The sequence below is a fragment of the Paracoccus sp. KR1-242 genome, from assembly GCF_049446195.1.
Lineage (GTDB): Bacteria > Pseudomonadota > Alphaproteobacteria > Rhodobacterales > Rhodobacteraceae > Paracoccus > Paracoccus broussonetiae.
In genome coordinates, this window is record NZ_JBMSED010000014.1 from 68,330 (window position 1) to 88,313 (window position 19,984).

General features: G+C 65.2%; 13 protein-coding genes and 1 pseudogene. 1 reads left to right on the top strand and 13 read right to left on the bottom strand.

Annotated elements, in window-relative coordinates:
• Positions 1 to 34 precede the first annotated feature (34 nt).
• The 3 genes and pseudogenes from ACO2Q4_RS19920 to ACO2Q4_RS19930 form a co-directional block, all read right to left on the bottom strand.
• Positions 35 to 1,276, bottom strand: a pseudogene (locus tag ACO2Q4_RS19920) (glucoamylase family protein); the annotation flags it as partial.
• Positions 1,189 to 3,444 (bottom strand): glycoside hydrolase family 3 N-terminal domain-containing protein, encoded by a 2,256-nt coding sequence (locus ACO2Q4_RS19925; RefSeq protein ID WP_423321411.1) that lies wholly within the window; start codon positions 3,442 to 3,444, stop codon positions 1,189 to 1,191. The pseudogene ACO2Q4_RS19920 and the gene ACO2Q4_RS19925, both read right to left, overlap by 88 nt.
• A 12-nt stretch (positions 3,445 to 3,456) precedes the next feature.
• Positions 3,457 to 5,382, bottom strand: coding sequence for an ATP-binding cassette domain-containing protein (locus ACO2Q4_RS19930; protein WP_423321412.1), 1,926 nt, complete (start codon positions 5,380 to 5,382; stop codon positions 3,457 to 3,459).
• A 753-nt stretch (positions 5,383 to 6,135) separates the two neighbouring features.
• On the opposite strand from ACO2Q4_RS19930, the gene ACO2Q4_RS19935 reads away from it, so the two are divergent.
• The gene (locus ACO2Q4_RS19935; RefSeq protein WP_311761154.1) at positions 6,136 to 6,714 is read left to right on the top strand and encodes a lytic transglycosylase; all 579 of its coding nucleotides are present in this window, start codon (positions 6,136 to 6,138) and stop codon (positions 6,712 to 6,714) included.
• A gap of 42 nt (positions 6,715 to 6,756) precedes the next feature.
• Here the strand turns inward: ACO2Q4_RS19935 and ACO2Q4_RS19940 are convergent, their stop codons facing one another.
• The 10 genes from ACO2Q4_RS19940 to ACO2Q4_RS19985 form a co-directional block, all read right to left on the bottom strand.
• Positions 6,757 to 8,256, bottom strand: a complete 1,500-nt coding sequence (locus ACO2Q4_RS19940) for a M81 family metallopeptidase (protein ID WP_423321414.1) — start codon at positions 8,254 to 8,256, stop codon at positions 6,757 to 6,759.
• A gap of 20 nt (positions 8,257 to 8,276) precedes the next feature.
• The gene (locus ACO2Q4_RS19945) at positions 8,277 to 9,227 is read right to left on the bottom strand and encodes an ABC transporter ATP-binding protein (RefSeq protein WP_311761152.1); all 951 of its coding nucleotides are present in this window, start codon (positions 9,225 to 9,227) and stop codon (positions 8,277 to 8,279) included.
• A complete protein-coding gene (locus ACO2Q4_RS19950) occupies positions 9,224 to 10,144 on the bottom strand; it encodes an ABC transporter ATP-binding protein (protein ID WP_311761151.1) in 921 nt (306 codons plus the stop codon). Before ACO2Q4_RS19950 ends, ACO2Q4_RS19945 begins: the two co-directional genes overlap by 4 nt.
• Positions 10,141 to 10,962, bottom strand: coding sequence for an ABC transporter permease (locus ACO2Q4_RS19955; protein WP_423321417.1), 822 nt, complete (start codon positions 10,960 to 10,962; stop codon positions 10,141 to 10,143). The genes ACO2Q4_RS19950 and ACO2Q4_RS19955 overlap by 4 nt, the downstream gene beginning before the upstream one ends.
• Positions 10,963 to 10,965: 3 nt before the next feature.
• The gene (locus ACO2Q4_RS19960; RefSeq protein ID WP_423321419.1) at positions 10,966 to 11,901 is read right to left on the bottom strand and encodes an ABC transporter permease; all 936 of its coding nucleotides are present in this window, start codon (positions 11,899 to 11,901) and stop codon (positions 10,966 to 10,968) included.
• A gap of 84 nt (positions 11,902 to 11,985) precedes the next feature.
• On the bottom strand, positions 11,986 to 13,578 hold the full coding sequence (locus ACO2Q4_RS19965) for an ABC transporter substrate-binding protein (RefSeq protein ID WP_423321421.1): 1,593 nt from the start codon (positions 13,576 to 13,578) through the stop codon (positions 11,986 to 11,988).
• Between the two features lie 78 nt (positions 13,579 to 13,656).
• Entirely contained in the window at positions 13,657 to 15,282 is a 1,626-nt protein-coding gene (locus tag ACO2Q4_RS19970; protein ID WP_423321423.1) for an amidohydrolase, read from the bottom strand.
• A gap of 300 nt (positions 15,283 to 15,582) precedes the next feature.
• The gene (locus tag ACO2Q4_RS19975) at positions 15,583 to 17,382 is read right to left on the bottom strand and encodes an NAD(P)/FAD-dependent oxidoreductase (protein ID WP_395135551.1); all 1,800 of its coding nucleotides are present in this window, start codon (positions 17,380 to 17,382) and stop codon (positions 15,583 to 15,585) included.
• A 140-nt stretch (positions 17,383 to 17,522) separates the two neighbouring features.
• Entirely contained in the window at positions 17,523 to 19,253 is a 1,731-nt protein-coding gene (locus tag ACO2Q4_RS19980; protein ID WP_423321426.1) for a sigma-54-dependent Fis family transcriptional regulator, read from the bottom strand.
• A gap of 77 nt (positions 19,254 to 19,330) precedes the next feature.
• Positions 19,331 to 19,978 (bottom strand): nucleoside triphosphate hydrolase, encoded by a 648-nt coding sequence (locus ACO2Q4_RS19985; protein WP_423321428.1) that lies wholly within the window; start codon positions 19,976 to 19,978, stop codon positions 19,331 to 19,333.
• Positions 19,979 to 19,984 lie beyond the last annotated feature (6 nt).

Below are 19,984 nucleotides of genomic sequence, written 5' to 3' on the forward strand. Positions count from 1 at the left end.
GTCGTACCTCGGGCCGACCCGAGACCAGCCGCCACAGCAGCCCCGAACGATGGTTCTCAAGCCCGATGACGATGGGGGCCTGATCGACCGCAAGCCGGCTTTCAGCGGTCCAGTCCTGCGCCACGCTGAAGGCATCGACAAACCCGGCCTCGCCCCAGATCCGTTCGCCCAGGTCGTCATGCAGATGGCGCAGAACCGGCATCACCTCGCGCGGGGCGAAGGGAAGCGAAGAAAGCGCCGCGGTGGGGGTGATGACGCCGGTATCCTCGGTCGGGGAATGGGCGACATAGCCCGTCGGATCGTCGCTGGCGGTCAGGCCCCAAAGCTTGGGGCCATAGCCCTTCCAGCCGTGCGGATTGAACAGGCAATGGGTTCGGTTGACCAGCGCATGGGCGCGGGCCTGCACGCCATAATCGGCATAGGCGTCGCGCAAGCCGCGCGGGTCGATGCCAAGAAACGGATATTGCGACAGAAACAGCGGACCGCCCCAGTCCAGCCCCAAAGGCAACTTCGTGCGGCCATAGACTTGTCCATTGCGGAAGGCCGGGGCCCTGGCCCAGCTCTTGTGATAGGAGGTGGCGGGCAGCGGGTGGCTGCGCGATCCCGCACCCAGGACGAAGACCGGAAAAGCCTCGTTCCAGCCGCGGATCGGCAGCGATTTTTCCGTCCATGGCCGGTCAGGATGGCGATGCCACATGACAGCGCCATCCTCGCGCAGATGCGCGGCCCAGTTCACCCCGTCAAAGAGCGCCTGAATACGCGCGACAAGCCACGGTTCTTCGTCGAAATAGGCGCCCGCGCCCAGCAGGCCCAACATCAGGAAGGCCGTCTCGACCAGATCGCCGCCATCATCGCCGACCATGAAGGGCAACACGCGCCCGGTTGTGCCGTTCAGGAAATGCGGAAAGACCCCTTCGAAGCGGTCTGCCCGTTCCAGAAAATCCAGCACCCGTTCGAGCCGGTCAAGGATCTCGCGCCCGGGCCGCCATCCGCGTTCGACGGCCACGATCTGGGCCAGAAGACCGAAGCCGGTGCCGCCCGTGCAGACGGTTTCCGCGACATCGTAACCGAAGTCGCCGGCGCTGCGTTCGCGGGCCATGCCGCTGACGGGATGGCTCCAGTCAAGGAAATAGGCTGCGCTGGCCTGCGCAACGCGGTCGCGCAGGGCGGCATCGTCAAGGCCCCGGATCACGTCAGCCATGTCAGCTCCTTCATCTGGGTGTCTCGGCAGTTCGGGCCCACATGCAACCGGATCAGTCCGGGATCGCGGACCCATTCAGCGGTCTCCAGCGTGGGCGCGACCGGATAGCGGAACTGGTCCGAGCTGATCTGGAAGGTGACTGTCCTGCGCTGGCCGGGCGCAAGCGAGACTTGCTTGAAGTCGATCAGCTTCCGCCCGGGGCGCGTCACGCGCGCGACGGGATCGCTGGCGTAAAGCTGGACGGTCTCGACAGCCGCGCGGGTTCCCGCATTCTGGATTGTGATGCGAAGCTCGACCGTCTCATCTGCCCGGACCGCATCACGGGACAGGCGCGGCGCGGCATAGCTGATGTCAGAGTAACCAAGCCCAAAGCCAAAGGGAAAGTTCGGCAGGTCATCGGGCAGGTCCAGCCAGCCGGTCAGGAACTTGGTGAAGCGGTCATTGCCCGGTCGCCCGGTCGTGTCGCAGGCATAGGTCAAGGGTGCCTCGCCCGGATGCCGCGGCAGTGAAACCGCGAGGCGCCCCGAGGGTTCTGCCACCCCGAAAATCAGGTCCGCGACCCCTTCCGGTCCACCCACGCCGCCATGCCAGGCGTAAAGAAGGGCATCCGCCTGCGCCGCAACCTCGCCAATCGCAAGGGGCCGCCCGGCAAAGACTACCACCACCAGGGGTTTTCCCGTCCGGGCCAGGGCCGCGATCAGGCGCCGTTGCGAGGCGGGCAGGTCCGGTGTCAGGCGGGACGAGGATTCTCCCGCATGTTCCTTGGCCTCTCCCACCGCCGCCACGATCACATCGGCCGAACGGGCCAACGCCACGGCTTCGGCAAGTTGCCGGGCCTTGCTGCGCCTGTCCCGCGTCACGGTCGTCCCGTGCACGTTCAAGCGCTGTTCCAGCCAGGGTTCGTCCACCACATTCGCGCCCCAGGCCATCGCAGGCGCGTGGCCGGTCAACGCCGCAATCGCCTTGTCCAGCGGAACGACATCCTCGGCCCGGCCGGACACCGCCCAGGTGCCCAGCATGTTCGCCCGGTCGGTCGCGAAGGGGCCAATCAGGGCCAGCTTCGTGCCCGGTGCCAGTGGCAGCAGACCGTCATTCTTCAGCAGCACCGCCGATTGGGCGGCTGCCTTGCGGGCAAGCTTGCGCCCGCTGGATCGTGACGGTGCCCTTGGCGTGCCACCAAGCCCGCGGAAGGGATCGTCCAGCAAGCCCAGCCGCTGCTTGAAGGTCAGGACGCGGCGGCAGGCACGGTCGACAAGGGTGGAGAGACGCTGGGCGGACAGAGAAAACCCCGCATCGGGCGCGTCCAGCCCGTCGCGGACAAGGGCGGGCAATTCGCGCAGGTAATCCTCGCCCACCATGTCCATGTCGACACCGGCATGAAGGGCGCGCGCGACGGCGACGGGGGCAGGGCCGATCCCATGGGCCATCAGCTCCTTCACGCCGGTATAGTCCGAGACGACAAGTCCGTCGAAGCCCTGCTGTCCGCGCAGCCAGCCTTCGATCAAGGGGCCATTCGCGTGCATGGGCAGCTTGTTCACCGCATTGAACGCCACCATGACGCTTGCCGCCCCGGCGGCGATCCCGGCGGCAAAGGGGGGAAGATAGGTCTCCAGCAGGTCTTCCGCGGACATGCTGACATTGTCGTAATCCCGTCCGCTTTGTGGCGCGCCATAGGCCACGAAATGCTTGAGGCAGGCGGCCACGCGACCCGCCGCGCCATGCCCCGCCCCCTGAAATCCCCGCGTCGCCGCCGCCGCGATGCGAGCGGCAAGCAAGGCATCCTCGCCCGGTCCCTCGGCCACGCGGCCCCAGCGGGGGTCGCGGCTGATGTCGATCATCGGACCATAGACCTGATGCAGGCCTTCGGCCGCGGCCTCGGCTGCGGCAAAGGCCGCGGTCCGTTCGATCAGGTGCATGTCCCAGCTGCAGGCCAGCGCGATGTTCAGCGGAAAGACGGTCCGGTGGCCGTGGATCACGTCCTCGGCAAAGAACAGGGGAATGCCCAGCCGTGACCCGGCCAGCGCGCGTTCCTGCATGGCGCGGGCCGAAGCCAGGGACTTGGTGCCGAAGATGGCGCCGACCTGTCCCGCGTCCAGGCGTTTCGACAGCGAGGTCGGCTGGCTTGCGCCGGTCACAAGCCCCTCGCCCGCCGGCAGCAGATTCAACTGTCCGATCTTTTCGTCAAGGCTCATCCCCGCGATAAGGTCCTCGACGGTGGTGCGGGGCATCATTTCGTCTCTCATGCGACGGCGTCCTTATTCCGCCGCATGACGGGCGGCGTGATAGGTGTCGGCCAGGGCCGGGCGAAGCGTTCCGATGCCGTCGCGGATCTCGAGCATGGCGGAATAGAAGGGTTCGCCATCAGGCGCGTGCGGGGCGGTTTCGCCATGCAGCACCGCAAGCACAGCGGTATCGGGCAGGCATTCACACAGCGTCAGGTGGAAATCGACGACCCCATCGACATCAAGGGCCGCGGTCGCCTCGTCCAGAAGCAGGATGTCGGGCCGCGCCAGCAGGATCCGCGCCAGGACCAGCCGCTGTTTCTGCCCGCCGGACAAAACGTTGCGCCAGTTCCTGCCCCGGTGCAGGCTGTCGCCAAGGCAGTGCACGAAATCGCCAAGCCCGACCCGTGACAGCGTCGCCGCGACGGCGATGTCGGACTGCCGCTCCGGCCCCTCGGGATAGGTCACCAGCGCCTTCAGCGACAGGCGGTCGGGGAGGTCGGCGTCCTGACCGGCAAAGAACAGGCGCGCGCCATCCTGCCGTGCCACCCGCCCCTCGCCATAGGGCCAGATTCCCGCCACCGCCTTCAGCAGGCTGCTTTTCCCGCAGCCGTTCCGACCCGTCAGGTAGACCCGGTCGCCGGGATAAAGCTGCAGCCCCGGAACCGTCAGGAATGGCGCGGTGTCATGGCCGCGATGGTGCAGATGCAGGTTCCGCAGTCCAAGCACCGCGCCGTTCTGGATGCGGGTATGCTCAAAGCGGCTGACGCCGGTTTCGGCATAGAAGTCCTGACGGTTCCGCACGCGTTCGATCGCCGCGGCCAGCTCGTTCAGTCGCGTCGCATTGGCCTTGAGCGTGGCAATGGCCGGCATCACGTTGATGAACCAGGACAGGTCGCCGATCAGTTCGGCCGTCAACTCGCTGCTGGCGACAAAATCGCGAAAGCCCAGCCGACCGGCCATGAACGAGGGCAGCGCCGGCAGATAGGCCAGCAGGCGGGACGACAGGAAGCTGTAGAGCGTGTTGAACAGCAGCATCGCCGCTTCCAGCCAGTTCTGCTTGCCCCAGGTCCGGTCCAGATCGGTGTAAAGCTGGCCGTTGATCCGGTTTTGCAGACGCTCGCCACGACCGGCGGCCATCTGGTCCACGCGGCTCAACATCACGCCCAGCTCTCCGCGCCAGGCTCCATCGCGGCGCTGGCGCTGGATGCTGAGCCGTTCCAGAACATGCCCAAGTTTCCAGGCGATGAAGGTGATGGCGGGAACATAGATGGCGACCAGCAGCAGGCACAGCAGGGCCGAGCCATAATCCCCCGGCACGAAATTGACATGCGCTGCCACGCCCGGACCGAACCGATCCGCCAGCAGGCCGTTCGCCATCTCTCCCCAACGGTCCAGGAAAGGAACCGCCCTGCTGCGTTCGATAAGGGCCGAGGACACGAACCAGATCGCCGCGACCGCCCCCCAAAGCCCCATCGCCAGTCCGATGACGCCACCATAAAGGTTGGCCGAGCATTCATCGACGCGCTGGTCGATGGCGTCGGGCATCCGCGGCGTCCCTTCGGACAGGGATCGGTCGCTCATCAGGTCAAGCGCGATGCGCCCGTCGGACAGGATCGCATCGTTGAACTGGGCAACCAGCCATCCACGCGCCCGCCGATGCAGCGTGGCCGAGGTGAAATGCCGTGCCGCCAGCCCCGCAGTGCGCCCAAGAAAGATCGCCAGATAGGCCGCGCCCGCCAAAAGGATCGCCTGTCCCGGGTCCGTCCCTTCGTCCGGAGAATGAAAGCTTGCCAGCGAGGACAGGAAGTCGGCACTGGCCAGCGCAACCCAGACACCGGCCTTGCTGAGCAGGGTGGTCATGGCAAAGATGATGACGGTCAGCAGCCAAGCCTCTCGCCAGCGATTGGACAGCCAATACGCGAACAAAAGACCCCAGAACCGACTCAGACGTTCCACCCGCATTGCCTTTCGGGTGCCGAGACACGGCCATACCTTCCATCAGCAACCAAGGTCACCGATGGGCCGAATTTCGGCACATTGTTCGAAATGTTCTGGCCGCAATGCTCGACTCGTCAGCGATGCGACCCCTCCATATGAATAGCCTAGCAAACCAAGTTGTCGGCGGTAAACCGCCGGTGAGTCCGGGGCAGTTATATTAATGGGCAGGTTTTTGGCTGTTCGTGGCCGCGACAACCGTTTCATGGGAAAAATCGCGTGTGCTTTCGCCGGAAACGTGCAGAGCGCGCGGGCTGGCTCCGAGAGTCGGACAGATCTAGCGCGGATGCAGATCACGGCCAACAAGCGGTTAAACTGCCTTGATAAATGGGATCGGTAACTGGGCATGCAGGTTTTCCGGTGCCGGTCACTTTCCCGCGCACGGCTCGGCCATTCGCACAAGCCCTGGACCCGTAGCCCGTCCGTTCACCCGCCCCCCTGACACGCGGGCGGGTGCATCCGGCTGTTGCCTTTGCGCCCCAGTCGGAGCGGAAAGCGATGCCGTGGGAAAACGGCATCAGGTCGTTGTGCATTTGTCAGGCGTGGTGCGCGTGCAATTCGCCCCCGACCACCCCGGTCCAACGAGGATTGGGCAACGATTTGCACGCACCTCCGGTCGCATGGGCGGAAAAACGGCAGGACCAGCAGAGTCGCCGCACCGCCTTTGCTTTGGGCACGTGATCGTGCCATCTGATTGGAAAAACGAGGGATAAAATGAAGAGGGCTATTCTTGCCGCTGCCGTGCTCCTGTCGCTTGGGGCCTGTGCGAGCAACGTCAGGCAGCCGGACAATACCGAAAATGCGTGCCGCCTGTTCGCCGAGCGGCGCGACTTTGGGCGGGCGGTCATGGCCTCCGAGCAGAAATGGGGCATCCCGGCCGGTGTTCAGCTGGCGACGATCTATCACGAGTCCAGCTTTCGCGGGAATGCAAAGCCTCCGCGGAAGAAACCCTTCCTGTTCATCATCCCGCGGGGACGGATCAGTTCGGCCTATGGCTATTCGCAGGCGCTGGACGGGACGTGGGACGAATATCGCGCGGGACCGGGCCGCGGCGTGGCGCGTCGCGACAATATCCACGATGCCGCCGACTTCATCGGCTGGTACATGGCGGGCACCTCGCGTTCGCTGGGCGTATCGCCCGATGACGCCTATAACCAATACCTCGCCTATCACGAGGGCAGGGGCGGCTATTCGCGTGGCAGCTATCGCAGCAAATCCTGGCTGAAAAGCACCGCCTCTCGGGTCGAGAGACGGTCCGAGCTTTACCAGTTGCAACTTACCGCTTGCAGGTAAGGCGGGCACCCTGACCGGCCATCGGCCGGTCGGGATCTCAGGTCAGCGCTGGAAGTCGCGGTCCAGTGGCCAAAGCGGGCGGGGCGCGCGGATATAGGGTCGTCGCTCGGCGCGGGGGGTTGCAAGCGCGCCTGCATCGCAGACGATGACTTTGCCCGCGATGGGTTCGAAGGCGGCGCGGAAATGCTGCATCGACTTCAGCGCCAGCACCCGCCGCCGGGTCGGCTCGATCCCGAAGGCGCGCAGTTGCTGCAGGTCTACCATCTGCTGCGCCTCGGTCACGACCAACACCTCGATTCCGCCCAGGTCGATGACCGCCGTCGGGCCAAAGCTGTGGGACAGCCCGCCCTGGATCGGGCCGTCGCCGATATAAGCCCCGTCGGACAGCTTGCGGATGATGCCGGTTACGGTCAGCGGTCCGCCCCCGAAGCTGGGGTCGCCCTTGCCGCCCAGCGTCACGGTGACGGTCGCGCCCTCGGCATGGCGATGAAGTTCGGCCGCCACCTCGGGATCGATCATCGGGGTGAAGACGGCACCCGTCACCCCGGCCTGCATCAGCCCCGCCAGAAGCGCGGTCGAGTCGCCATAGGATCCCGCGCCCGGATTGTCGGCGTAATCCGAGATCACCAGCGGCCTGTCGCCCTGCCAGGCCAGCGCCTCGGCCGCGGCCTCCTCGACCTCGATGAAGACATTGCGCTTTTTCGTGCGTCCGTCCCAGATTTTCGTCGCCAGTTCCTCGGTCACGGCCTTGGCCGCCGCCTCAGCCGCGGGATCGCGGCTGTCATAGGTGGCAAGGACCGTGGGCCCGACGCAGAAGACATCTGCGCCCGTAAAGGCAGCATTGACGGACACCGCTTCCAGCCCGGCCTCCTCTGCCGCCGTGGCGCGCTGGTACAGGGCCAGCGTCTCGGGGATGTCGGTGCGGCCCGAATTCGCCTCGTCCAGCATCGGGACATAGGCGCGGATGGTCCGGGGCGCGATCTCGCCCTTCATCGCGCGGTCCAGGATCCGGGCGGCATGGGCGCCGGTCACGCGCATATCGACATGGGGATAGGTCTTGTACGAGACGAAGATCTGCGCCCGCTCGACCATCTCGGCCGACGCCATCGCATGCAGGTCCAGCGTCACCGCGATCGGGATTTCATCGCCCAGTTCCGCGCGCAGCAGGCGCAGCAAAAGCCCCTCGCCATCCTCGCAGAAATCGGGAACCATCGAGCCGTGCAGCGACAACAGGACACCGTCGAGCCGATCCCGGTTGTCGCGCGCGGTTTTCAGGATGACGCCCGCGATATGATCGAAGGCCGCTTTCGTGACCTGCCCGCCCGGGACGGCGTGGGCGGTGATCGCGTGGATGACCTTCCAGCCTGCGGGTCGTGCCACGTCAAGGAAACCGGCCAGTTCGGTATTGGCGTTCCCCCGCGCGGCGATGGCGTCGTCGCCGTAATGCAGGGCATCCGCGGCAAATTGCGGCAGGTCGGTGCGATAGCGCGAGAAGGTATTGCTCTCATGCTGGAATTCGGCGGTCAGGACGGTGAAGGTCATCTGGGTCTCTGGTCTAGTGCTCAGTCGGCAAGGCGAACGCGGTGATCGGGCCCGATCGACACCAGGCTGCTGGGATCGGGGGGCAGGCCGGGATCGGGGCGGGTGGATATATCGGGCGCGAAACGCCGCCCCGTGGGAATCGCCACGCCATCGGGGACACCGCGCGCGCCGGTCATGATCGCCTCGGCATCGGGGACCGATCCGATCAGGCGGCGGGTATAGGGATGGGTCGGCCGGGTGAAGACCGAATGCCAGTCGCCTTCCTCGACCACGCGGCCGAAATACATCACCGCGACCCTGTCGCTGACATGTTCGACCACCGACAGGTCATGCGAGATCATGATATAGCTGAGCTTCAGGGATTCCTGCAGGTCCATCAGAAGGTTGATGATCTGCGCCTGGATCGAGACATCAAGGGCCGAGACCGGCTCGTCCAGCACAAGGATCTTCGGATCCAGCATCAGCGCGCGGGCGATGCCGATCCGCTGGCGCTGGCCCCCCGAGAATTCGTGCGGGTAACGCCCGGCATGGTCGGGCTGCAATCCGACGCGTGCCAGCATGGCCGCGACGCGGTCCTGCGCCTCGGAACCCGAAGCGAGACCGTGCAGCTTCAACTGCGACATCAGGGTAGAGCCGATGGTCTGGCGCGGGTTGAGCGAGGCATAGGGATCCTGGAAGACCATCTGCGCGATCCGGGCGCGCTGCTTTCGTCCCGGCGCGCCGGGACCGTTCAGCGGCTTGCCCTGATAAAGCACCTGCCCCTCGGTCGGGTCCTGCAAGCCCATGACGGTCAGCGCGGTCGTGGACTTGCCGCAGCCGGATTCGCCCACGATCGACAGGCACTCGCCCTCATTCAGGGTCAGGTTCACGCCTTCGACCGCGCGCAGGGTGCGGCGGGGACCAAGCGGCGTCTGGCGAGGCAGGGTGAAATGGACCTTGAGGTCACGGATTTCCAGCAGGGGCGCGGTCATGCACTGGCCTCCGCCGTGCGCAGCCCGCGCGGGGTGATCAGCGTCGGCATGTCGCGACCACGGTCCTTGGGCCTGACGACTTCCTCCAGCTCGGTCAGGCGACCGCGCTGGCCCGGCTCGCGCGATCCAAGCCGCGGCCGAGCCGCCAGCAGGCCGCGCGTATAGGGGTGCAGCGGGTTGGTGAAGATGTTGCGGGTGTCCTGTTCCTCGACAAGCCGGCCTTGATCCATGACGCCGACGCGCTGGCACATGTTGGCGATGACGCCCAGGTCGTGGCTGACCAGAAGGACCGCGGTGCCTTCGGCGCGGCAGAGGTCGGCCATCAGCTCCAGCACGCCGGCCTGGACCGTCACGTCCAGCGCCGTCGTCGGTTCATCCGCGATCAGCAGGTCCGGGCGGCAGGCCAGGGCAATCGCGATCATCACGCGCTGCCGCATGCCCCCCGACAATTGATGAGGATAGGCGCGGGCGCGTTCTTCGGGTGCGGGAACGCGGACGCTGTCCAGCGCCTCGACAGCCTTCCGCCGCGCCTCGGGCCAAGGCATCCCACGATGGATCACATACATCTCGGCGATCTGGCGACCGATCGTGACCAGCGGGTTCAGCGCGGTCATCGGCTCCTGGAACACCATCGCGATACGGTCGCCGCGCAGCTTGCGACGTTCCCGCGCGCGCATCCCCAGCAGATCGCGCCCCAGATAGTGGACCGTACCGCCCGTCACTTCCAGCGGACGCTTCAGCAGCCCCATGATCGCCAGCCCGGTCACGCTTTTGCCCGAGCCGGATTCGCCGACCAGCCCGTAGGTTTCGCCCGGCAGGATGTCGAACGAGACGCCATGCAGGATCTCGTGCCGCTTCCCGATCCCAAGGCGCAGGTTGCGGACGGACAGGATCGGGTCTGGAAGAAGATCGCTCATGCCCTTTGCGTCCTCATGTGCGGGTCGAGCATGTCGCGCAGACCGTCGCCCAGCAGGTTGAAGCCCAGCACCGTCGCGAAGATCGCAAGCCCCGGGAAGATCGCGGCCCAGGGCGCGGTGCGGATCAATTCGCGCGCGTCGGACAGCATGTTGCCCCAGCTTGGTTGCGGCGGGCGGATGCCGACGCCCAGGAAGGACAGCGCCGCCTCGGACAGGACGGCGCCACCGATGCCCAGTGTCGCGATGACCAGCACCGGCCCAAGGATGTTCGGCAGGATCTGGGTGCGCATGATGTTCAGATCACCAAAGCCAGCGGTCTTGGCCGCCTGAACGAAACCCTGGCTCTTCAGCGACAGGGTCGACGATCGTGCGATGCGGCAGGTCCAGGACCAGTTGGTCAGGCCAAGCGCGATCAGCAGGCTGGGCAGCCCCGGTCCCAGAACCGCCATGATGGCCAGTGCGAAGACCAGCGACGGAATGGCCAGCATGACATTGGTCAGGCCGTTGACCAGATCATCCCACCAGCCCCCGAAATACCCGGCCGAGACGCCAAGCGCCGTCCCGATCACCGAGTTGATGAGCTGCGAGACCAGCCCCACCGTCAGCGAGACCCTGGCCCCGTAGAGCACGCGCGAAAACACGTCCCGACCCTGTCCGTCCGTGCCCATCCAGTGCTCCCAGTCCGGGGGCAGTTCGGAACTCATCAGGTCGGCGTCCATGATCGGATCAAAGGGGGCAAGATGCCCCGCCAGCAGTGCACCAAGCAGGACCAGAACCACCAGCACCAGGCCCAGCACGAAGTTGAAACGCAGCCTCATGGTTCAGCCCACCTTGATTCGCGGGTCGATCAGCGCATAGGCGACATCGACCAGCATGTTGATGACCAGGAACCACAGCACGATCACCAGGACCGCGCCCTGCACCACGGGGATGTCGCGGACCGAAACGCTGTCCACCAGAAGCGACCCGATGCCGGGCCATGAGAACAGTTTTTCGACCACGATGGCCTGTCCCATCAGGGCGCCGATCTGCAGCCCCATCGTCGTCAGGATCAGCACCAGCACGTTGCGCGCGACATGGCTGCGCACCAGACGCGGCTCGGCCAGGCCCTTGGCGCGGGCGGTGCGGACAAAATCGGCGTTCATCACGTCCAGCACGCCAGCCCGCGTCGTTCGTGCCAGAAGCGCCATCGGCGACACCCCCAGCGCGATGGCGGGCAGGATGATGTGCCGGATGCTGCCCGGCTGGTAGCCGAAGCTTGGAAGCCACCCCAGCGTCAGTGCAAAGACATACATGAGCAGCAGGCCGAACCAGAACTCCGGCAGCGAAAGTCCCGAAATGGCGACGACCATCGTGCCGCTGTCAAAGATGCTGCCGGGTTTCAGCGCGGCCAGAAAGCCAAGCGGTATCCCGACGACGGCGGCAAAGCCCATCGCCGACAGCGCCAGCTTGATCGAGGGCCACAGCCGCGGCTCGATCACGTTCCAGACCGGTTCGCGCGTGCGATAGGAAATGCCCAGGTCGAAATGCGCGAGTCCCCAAAGATAGTTCCACAGCCGGACCAGCAGGGGCTGATCCAGCCCGAACTGCTCGTTCAGATGCGACAGCACCTGGGCATTGGTGGCGTTGCGGCCCTCGGCCATCAGCGAGGTGATGAAACTGCCGGGCACGACGCTGAAGATCACGAAAATGATCAGGATGACCGCCAGCATGGTGGGGATCATCTGCAACGTCCGGCGAAGGATGAATCGCATCATCTGCGCGTTCTGCCTTTCGTTGGAATTGCGCGGAAGGCTGGAAGGGCCCGGAAATCCGGGCCCCTCGCTCCGATGCCTTTGGCGTTACTTGCGGCCCGCAGGGGCGGTGTCGTCGATCCAGATGTCTTCGTAATCCTGGATCGCCAGCTCCATCGCGTTCGGCTTCAGCCCGTGAACCCAGGGCTGATAGGCCATGACGGCCTTGTTGTAGTTGAAGAACCAGACGGGCGCTTCTTCCTGCAGCAGGTTGTTGGCCTGGCGAAGCAGGTCGTTCTGCTTGGCAGGGTCGGTTTCGTTCCCGGCGGCATCCAACAGTTTGTCGAAATCCGCATTCGCGAACTTGACGTAGTTGCAGGCCGTCTGCGACGTGGCCGAGTGGAAGCAGTTCAGATATTTAAGCGGATCCGGCCCCGAGGAGTTCGACCAGATATAGCTGTCGAAATTGTCCGACAGGATCTTGTCGGACAGGACCGAGCCATCGACCGGATCGGTCGTGACCTCGACCCCCACCTTGGCCAGCATCGGGATGATCGCCTCGACGATGGGCAGGCCCCAGCTTTCGTTGTCGGTCGCCGTGACCGAGAATTTCAGCCCGGTCTCATAGCCCGCTTCCTTCAGCAGCGCCTTGGCCTTGTCCGGGTCATAGGCATAGGGCTTGGCGTCCTTGTCGAAGGCGGGGGAGGAGGTCGGCAGCCATGACACCGCCGGGTAGGCCTTGTTCTTCAGAAGCTTCTGAATGATGAGGTCACTGTTGATCGCATAGTTGATGGCCTGCCGGACGCGCTTGTCCTTGAATGCCTCGATCTTCGGGTTGAAGCCGATATTGCGGGTATAGACCTCGGCCACCTCAAGGATATGGTCCTTGAGCGCGGCATCCTGCGTATAGGCCTCATACTGAACCGGACCCAGCACGTTCGCGTCGATCTCTCCGTTCCGGAAAGCGACGTCACGGGCCGCGGCTTCGCCCATCAGCATGATGTCGAGCTTTGCCAGGTGCGGCTTGCCCTGCTCATAGTAGTCGTCGAACTTGACCAGCTCGACCTTGGAACCCGGAACGTAATTCGCCAGCTTGAACGGGCCAAGGCCGTTCGGCTTCGAGGCAAGCTGATCCTCGGGATAGTCCTTGGAATAGATCGGGGCATAGTTCGACATCAGGTTCCAGCCGGGATCGGCCAGGTTGATGACCGTGATCGCGACCGTCTTGTCGTCGATCTTCTTCACGCCCGAGATGTGGTCCGCCTTGCCGTCCTGGAATTCGGCCACGCCTTCGATCTGCAGCATCTGTTCGGCGCCGGGCAGTGCCTTTTTCGGGTCGGCGAGGCGGTTGTAGGACCAGACCACGTCATCGGCATCCAGCTTGTCGCCATTGTGGAAAGTCGCGTCCCGCAGCTTGTAGGTATAGGTCTTGCCGTCCGCCGATTTTTCGACCGATTCCGCCAGATCAAGCTCTGGCTTGCCACTGTCCGGGTTCCATTTGTAAAGCGAGCGGTTCAGCGCCTTGCCCACGATTTCGTCCTGGGTATGGGGCGTCGCCGTGATGTCGAGCGAGGTGATCGAGTTGCCATAAGGCGCGGTGAACACGAAAGTCCCGCCGTCTTTCGGGGTCGCATCCTGCGCAAGGGCGGTTGTCGCGGTCCCAAGCGCAAGTGCCGCCATCAGGCTAAGTCTGGTCAGCATGTTCTCTCTCCCTGTGGGGACGAATTTCGCCCCCGTTTGTTGGCCGTCTCCGTCGTCAGGCGCCCCCCGCGCCCGGCCTCAGCTTCTGTCGTGGACGATGTGTCCATCCAGAATCGTCATCTCGCAGCGCGTATGGTGCAGGATCGTTTCGGGATCGGCGGTCAGCAGGTCCTGGTCGAAGACCGCGACATCCGCCAGCATTCCCGGCTGCAACCGGCCCTTGACCTGTTCGGCACCCTGCGAATAGGCGCCATTCTCGGTATAGGCGCGCAGGGCTTCCTCGGGCGTCAGGATCTCGGACGCGTCCATCACCGTCCCCTTGTGGGTCTTGCGCGTCAGCATCGCATAGATGTCAGGGAAGGGATTGGGCGAACAGACCGGCGAGTCGCTGCCGGTCGAGGGCTTCAGCCCCAGCCGGTCCCAGGTCGCGATCGGATAGGAGCGCAGCCCCCGTTCCGGCCCCAGCACCGAAACATAGGCATCGCCGAAATCATAGATGAAGGCCTGCTGCGGCGCGGGCAGGATGCCGGCCTTCAGCATGCGCTGGTTCATCTCGGCATCGGCATAGCCGCAATGTTCGATCCGGTGGCGCTGCCCGTGATCGGGATCGGCCGCCCGCACGCGTTCATAGGCACGGATAAGCTGGTCGATGGCCGCGTCGCCGATGCCGTGGCAAACCATCGTGTAGCCCATCGAGGTATAGCGGTCGACCAGCTCGAAAAGCTGTTCGTCGGGCAGCATCTGCACGCCGTAATTGTTGGTCTGGCCGTGATAGGGCTGGCGCATCCACGCCGTGCGCCCGCCCGCCGAGCCGTCGGTGAAGATCTTGACGCCGCCGATGCGGAACATGTCGTTGCCGACGCCGGTGACAAGCCCGACCTCGTGGCAGGGCTCGACAATGGACGATCCGGGATCGCCCAGCAGCGTCGCCCAGACCCGGACCGGCAGGCGCCCGTCACGCAGGGCAAGATGATAGGCCCGGATCTCGGTCATGCCGTCGATCTGCCCCGTCGCGGCATCCATGCACGAGGTGATGCCGAATTGTGCGAGATGCTGGCCCCCGGCCTCGATCGCATCGACGATCTCGTCAAGCGAAGGCGTCGGCTGCACGTTGTAGACCAGGTTCTGAGCGTTCTCGGCCAGCATCCCGGTCAGCTCGCCATCCTCGCGCCCGATGACGCCGCCATCGGGGTCGGGGGTGTGGGCCGTGATGCCCGCCCGGGCCAGCGCCAGCGAGTTCACCACCGTGACGTGGCCGCAGGCGCGCGTCACCGAAACCGGATGGTCGGGCAGGGCCGCATCCAGTTCCTGCACGGTCGGCATCAGCCCGTCGTCATAGCGCGTCTGGTCGAAGCCCCGTGCCCGGATCCAGTCCCCCTTTGGGGTTTCGGCGGCACGGGCCTGCAGGGCGCGGAACAGATCTTCGCGTGTCGGCGCGGCATCGGCGGTGGCGTCGACCTGCCCACGCAGCAACCCGGTCGAAATCAGGTGAAGATGCGCGTCATTCAGCCCCGGCATCGCAAAGCGCCCGTCCAGATCGACCACCTTCGTGTTCGCTCCGATCAGCGGCTGGATCTCTGCATCGCTTCCCAGTGCCAGGATCCGGTTGCCCGCGATCGCCAGGGATTCGGCCAGCGGCAACCCGTAACCGGGCCAGATTTTCCCGTGCCGAAGCACGAGATCGGCGGCAATTGCAGAGGTCATGACAGAAACTTTCTTCCCTGTGCTCGGTCCCAGAAAGCGGAGCCTGTTGTTTAGACAAAATGCACCAGATTCCGTGACTGTCTGTCAAGACATTGACCTGCAAAACTTTCCTGTGCAGCGTCGCCCTTTTTCTCTGCCCGGTTGCAGTCCCAGCGCTACGGGTGGCCGGCAGGATTCCAATGTGGCAAAGGCGGCGCGCCTTGTTCGGACTTGCACATCACCGGACCCCATCACTGGCATCGACGTCTTGGTTTCGGCGAAAGCCGCGCCCGACACAGGGGTGACGGGCGCGGGGTTGTGTCACGCGCGGTGATGCACCTCCTGCAGGCCATAGACGGGTGTCTCCAACCCCTCCATCCGGGCTTTCAATTGCAGGGCGAGATACAGCGAGTAATGCCGCGACTGGTGCAGGTTGCCGCCGTGGAACCACAGGTTTTCCTGCTGGGTCGGCTTCCACATGTTGCGCTGTTCGCCCTCCCACGGACCGGGATCCTTGGTGGTGGCAGAGCCAAGCCCCCAGACCTTTCCGACCTTGTCGGCCACCTCCTGGCTAATCAGGTCGGCGGCCCAGCCGTTCATCGAGCCGAAGCCGGTCGCCAGCACGACCAGATCCGCCGGAAGCCGGGTGCCGTCGGACAGGACCACCGCATCCTCCTCGAAATGATCGACCTGGCCCTTCACCAGCTTGATTTCTCCGTCGATGATCAGCTGGCTGGCGCCGACATCGATGTAATAGCCTGACCCGCGCCGCAGATATTTCATGAACAACCCCGAGCCGTCGTCGCCCCAGTCGAGATCGAACCCTGCCTTTTCCAGCCCGGCATAGAATTCGGCATCACGCTCGCGCATCTGGTCGTAAAGCGGGATCTGGAACTCGTGCATGATGCGATAGGGCAGAGAGGCAAAGATCATGTCCGCCTTTTCCGTCGTGACCCCGTTCGCCACAGCCTCTTCCGAATAAAGCGCGCCCAGCCCGATATCCATCAGGGTGTCAGAGCGCACGATATGGGTCGAGGACCGCTGGACCATCGTGACATCCGCATCGGCCTCCCACAGGGCGGCGCAGATGTCATGCGCCGAGTTGTTCGACCCGATGACCACCACCTTCTTGCCCGCCCAGGCATCCGGGCCGTCATGTTGCGACGAATGCTGGATCTTGCCCTTGAAGCTGTCCATGCCCGGAAAGGACGGCATGTTGCGTTTGCCGGACATGCCGGTCGCCAGCACAAGCTGGGTGGGGTGCAGGGTGATCTTTTGTCCGTCGCGGTTGACCTCGACCGTCCAGGTGCCGGAGGCTTCGTCGAAGCTGGCCTTTTCCACCTGCGAACGGGTCCAGTAATTGATCTCCATCACCCTGGTATACATTTCCAACCAGTCGCCCACCTTGTCCTTGGGCGTGAAGACCGGCCAGTTGTCGGGAAACTTGATATAAGGCAGGTGGTCGTACCAGATCGGGTCATGCAGGCAGAGCGACTTGTACCGGCCGCGCCACTGGTCGCCCGGCCGGTCATGCTTGTCCAGAACGATCGTCGGCACGCCTAGCTGGCGCAGCCGGGCACCAAGCGCGATGCCGCCCTGACCGCCGCCGACGATCACCGTATAGGGTTGGGTATCATGACCCAGCGACGCCTCGTCGGCCTCGCGCCGCTCTTTCCAGCTGGACCGGTTCTTTTGCGAGCCATGCTCGGCCCCCATGGGGCGGCGCTTGCCACGGCTTTCCTCGAAGCCCTTCAGCTCCTGCAGGGCCGTCAGCAAGGTCCAGATGCGGTCGTCCTTCAGCCGCATCAGGCCCCAGCCGCGGCCGACCTTGGTCTCGAAGGTGATCCATGCCGTGATCACGCCCCCGTCCTCGGTCGGGATCTCGCCATCCTGGATGCGGAAATCATGTGGGCGGGTCTGCGCAAGCTGCTGCGCCAGCATGTCGCCGACGCCCTCGACCCCCTCGACGGTCTTCAGGTTCCAGGTCACGGCCACCAGGTCGCGCCAATAGCTGTCGGTGGCGAAAAGCGCCTTGGCGCCCTCGACATCCCCTGCCTCAAGCGAGGCATTCAGCGTATCGAGCACGGCCTGCGCGCGGGCCGTCACGGTTGAATCGAGCATCGCGTCTCCTCCTCCTCAACGTTTTGCTGGATGCAGTATCGCTGGCGTGGGGCCGCGCGATCCATCGGGACATGCGATCCTGGTGGTCAAAATCGACCGCTGCATTGCGGCATGTTGCAGGCGCAACGGCGCGCAACATGTCAGGTCGAGGGCTGCAACCCCGCCCGGCGCAAGCGGCGCAGGATGGTCGAGCGGTTGACCCCAAGCCGGCGCGCGGCACGGGACATGTTCCAGCCGCAGGCCTCCATCACCTCCTCCAGCGGCTCTTCGGCTGCGGGCGCGGATGCGGTGGCGTCAATCGGCGCGGGCAGGTCGGTCTGGTCGATGACCCGCCCTTCGGCAAGCGCGATGGCAACATCCAGAACCTGCTCCAGTTCGCGGATGTTTCCCGGCCATTGCCGCCCCAGCAGCACCGCGCGCGCCGAGGGCGACAGGCGCATGTCATCGGGGGCGCGGCGGCCAAGCAGCCGGTCCACCAGCCAGCCCAAATCCTGTCTTTGCCGCAGCGGGGGCAGTCGCAGCGTCGCGCCGGCCAGCCGATGGAACAGCGGGCGCGGGAGCTCCAGTTGGGCGGGCGCAAGGCATGTGGTCGCAAGGGGCCGGAGGCTGTCGTTCCGGTCCAGAAGCGCCGACAGGGCCACAGCCGTCGTTGCGGGCAGATCCTCGACACGGCGCAGCAGCAGGGTTGAGGGGCCAGTGACACCCTGGCAGGCCTGCTGCATTGCCTCGGGCGACAGGCCCGCGCAATCCAGCGCCAGAAAGCTGCGGGGAACTCCGGCCATGTGGATCGCGCGGGCCAGCTTGGCCTTACCCGTTCCCGTCTCGCCAGTGATGAGCAGGGGCACAGGGGTGCGCGCAAGCTTTGCCGCCTGCTCCAGAACCAGCGACATTGCAGGGTCGTCGCCTGCAAGCCCGCCCATCGGTCCAGCGCCGCGCGGCATGCGCGCGATGTTCCGAGGGGCCTGTGGGGCGATGGCATGGCCGAAAAGCGCGCCGCCATCGCGCATTTCGATGATGCGATCCTCGGTCGGGCGGTCGCGCATCAGGTCGGGAAGATCGTCCACCGTCAATCCCAGCACCTCGTCTATTCTTTGCCCGATGATCGCGCCGCCATCCGGGAACAGCCGCCGCGCCGCGCGCGTATAGCCCAGCACCCTCCCCGAGCCGTCCAGCCGCACCGCGGCTTCCGGATCGACATCCAGAAATTCCGGGCTGGAGGACAGGCGCAGAACCCAGTCGCGGCGGCTTTCGGCCATCAGGTTCGCCATCTCGACCCGGCGCGCCGCGTTGGTGACCAGGCTCATGGCCAGGTTCTGGCTGCGTTTCGGCATCGGAGAGCGCAGAAGCGAGATGTCGAGGACTGCGGCCAGCCCGCCCAGCGTGTCGAATATGGGCGCGGCCGTGCAACTGAGCGTCGTATGCGCATTGCCGAAGTGATCGTCCTGATGGACCGTCACCGGCTCCTGCGTGACGATGCAGGCGCCGACGCCGCAGGTTCCGGCCAGATCCTCGGACCAGTTCGACCCCAGGTAAAGCCCGGCGCCGCGCAATCCGTCCATGAACAGGTCGTCGCCGAAGAAGTCGACGCAGACCCCCTTTGCGTCGGTCAGAAGCAGGACATAGTTCTGTCCCGCAACCTGCCGGAACAGGCTCAGCAGGCTGGACCGGGCCGCGCCGATCATCCATTCCGCCTGCTTGCGATGGTCGCGCAGTTCGGACTCGGTCACGATATGGGCGGGATCCCTGCGCGTCGGATCCATGCCGTAAACCTCAACGCAGCGCCGCCATGACGCCGAGACGAAGCTGTCGCGCCCCGTCTGGGTGCCCTCCAGCACCTGTTCGATTTCCTCGACGTGCTGACGATCCGTCATGCCGGCCGTCCTCCCCCGCGGGCGAGGCTAGCACATGGACAGCGGCTTGGCAGTGCAGACTTTCGTAGGCCCGCTCATCAGCGGGTGGACTGCTCCAGCGTGATATCGGCAGTGGCGCTACGCTCCCGGACCAGATCGGCATTCAGCGCGTCGTTGCCAAAGACCTTCGCCTCTGCGTCGTCCCGGCTCATGCCAAGGTCAAGCCAGCGGGACAGCAACCGTCGGATCAGTTCGGGACGCGGAACCTCAAGCCGGATGGTCAGGTCGAACATCGGCCTTAGCCCCGCCCAGGGTGGGTCGTCCAGAAGCAGGTAGTTCCCCTCGACCAGCAGCAGAGGAGTCGTTGCGGGGATCAGTCTTGCCCCGGCACGGGCCAGTTCAAGCTCGCGGTCGAAGACGGGGACGGCGATCTCGGGTTCGGCATTTGCGCGCAGCCGTGCCAGCAGGGCGTGGAGGCCGCCCACATCAAAGGTAAAGGGCGCGCCCTTGCGGGACAGCGTGCCCCGCGCCCGCAGGACCGCATCATCGAAATGGAACCCGTCCATCGGCACGACGGCGGCAAGGCCGGGTTGATCCGCATTCAGCGCAAGGCAAAGCGCCTCGCCCAGCGTCGACTTTCCGCTGCCCGGCGGTCCCGCGATGGCGACGAGCCGTCGCCCTTGACCGGCCAGCGCGACAAGCCGCGGCAGGAGATCTTCCATGCTGGTTTCAAGCTGCCCGGTCATCCGCGC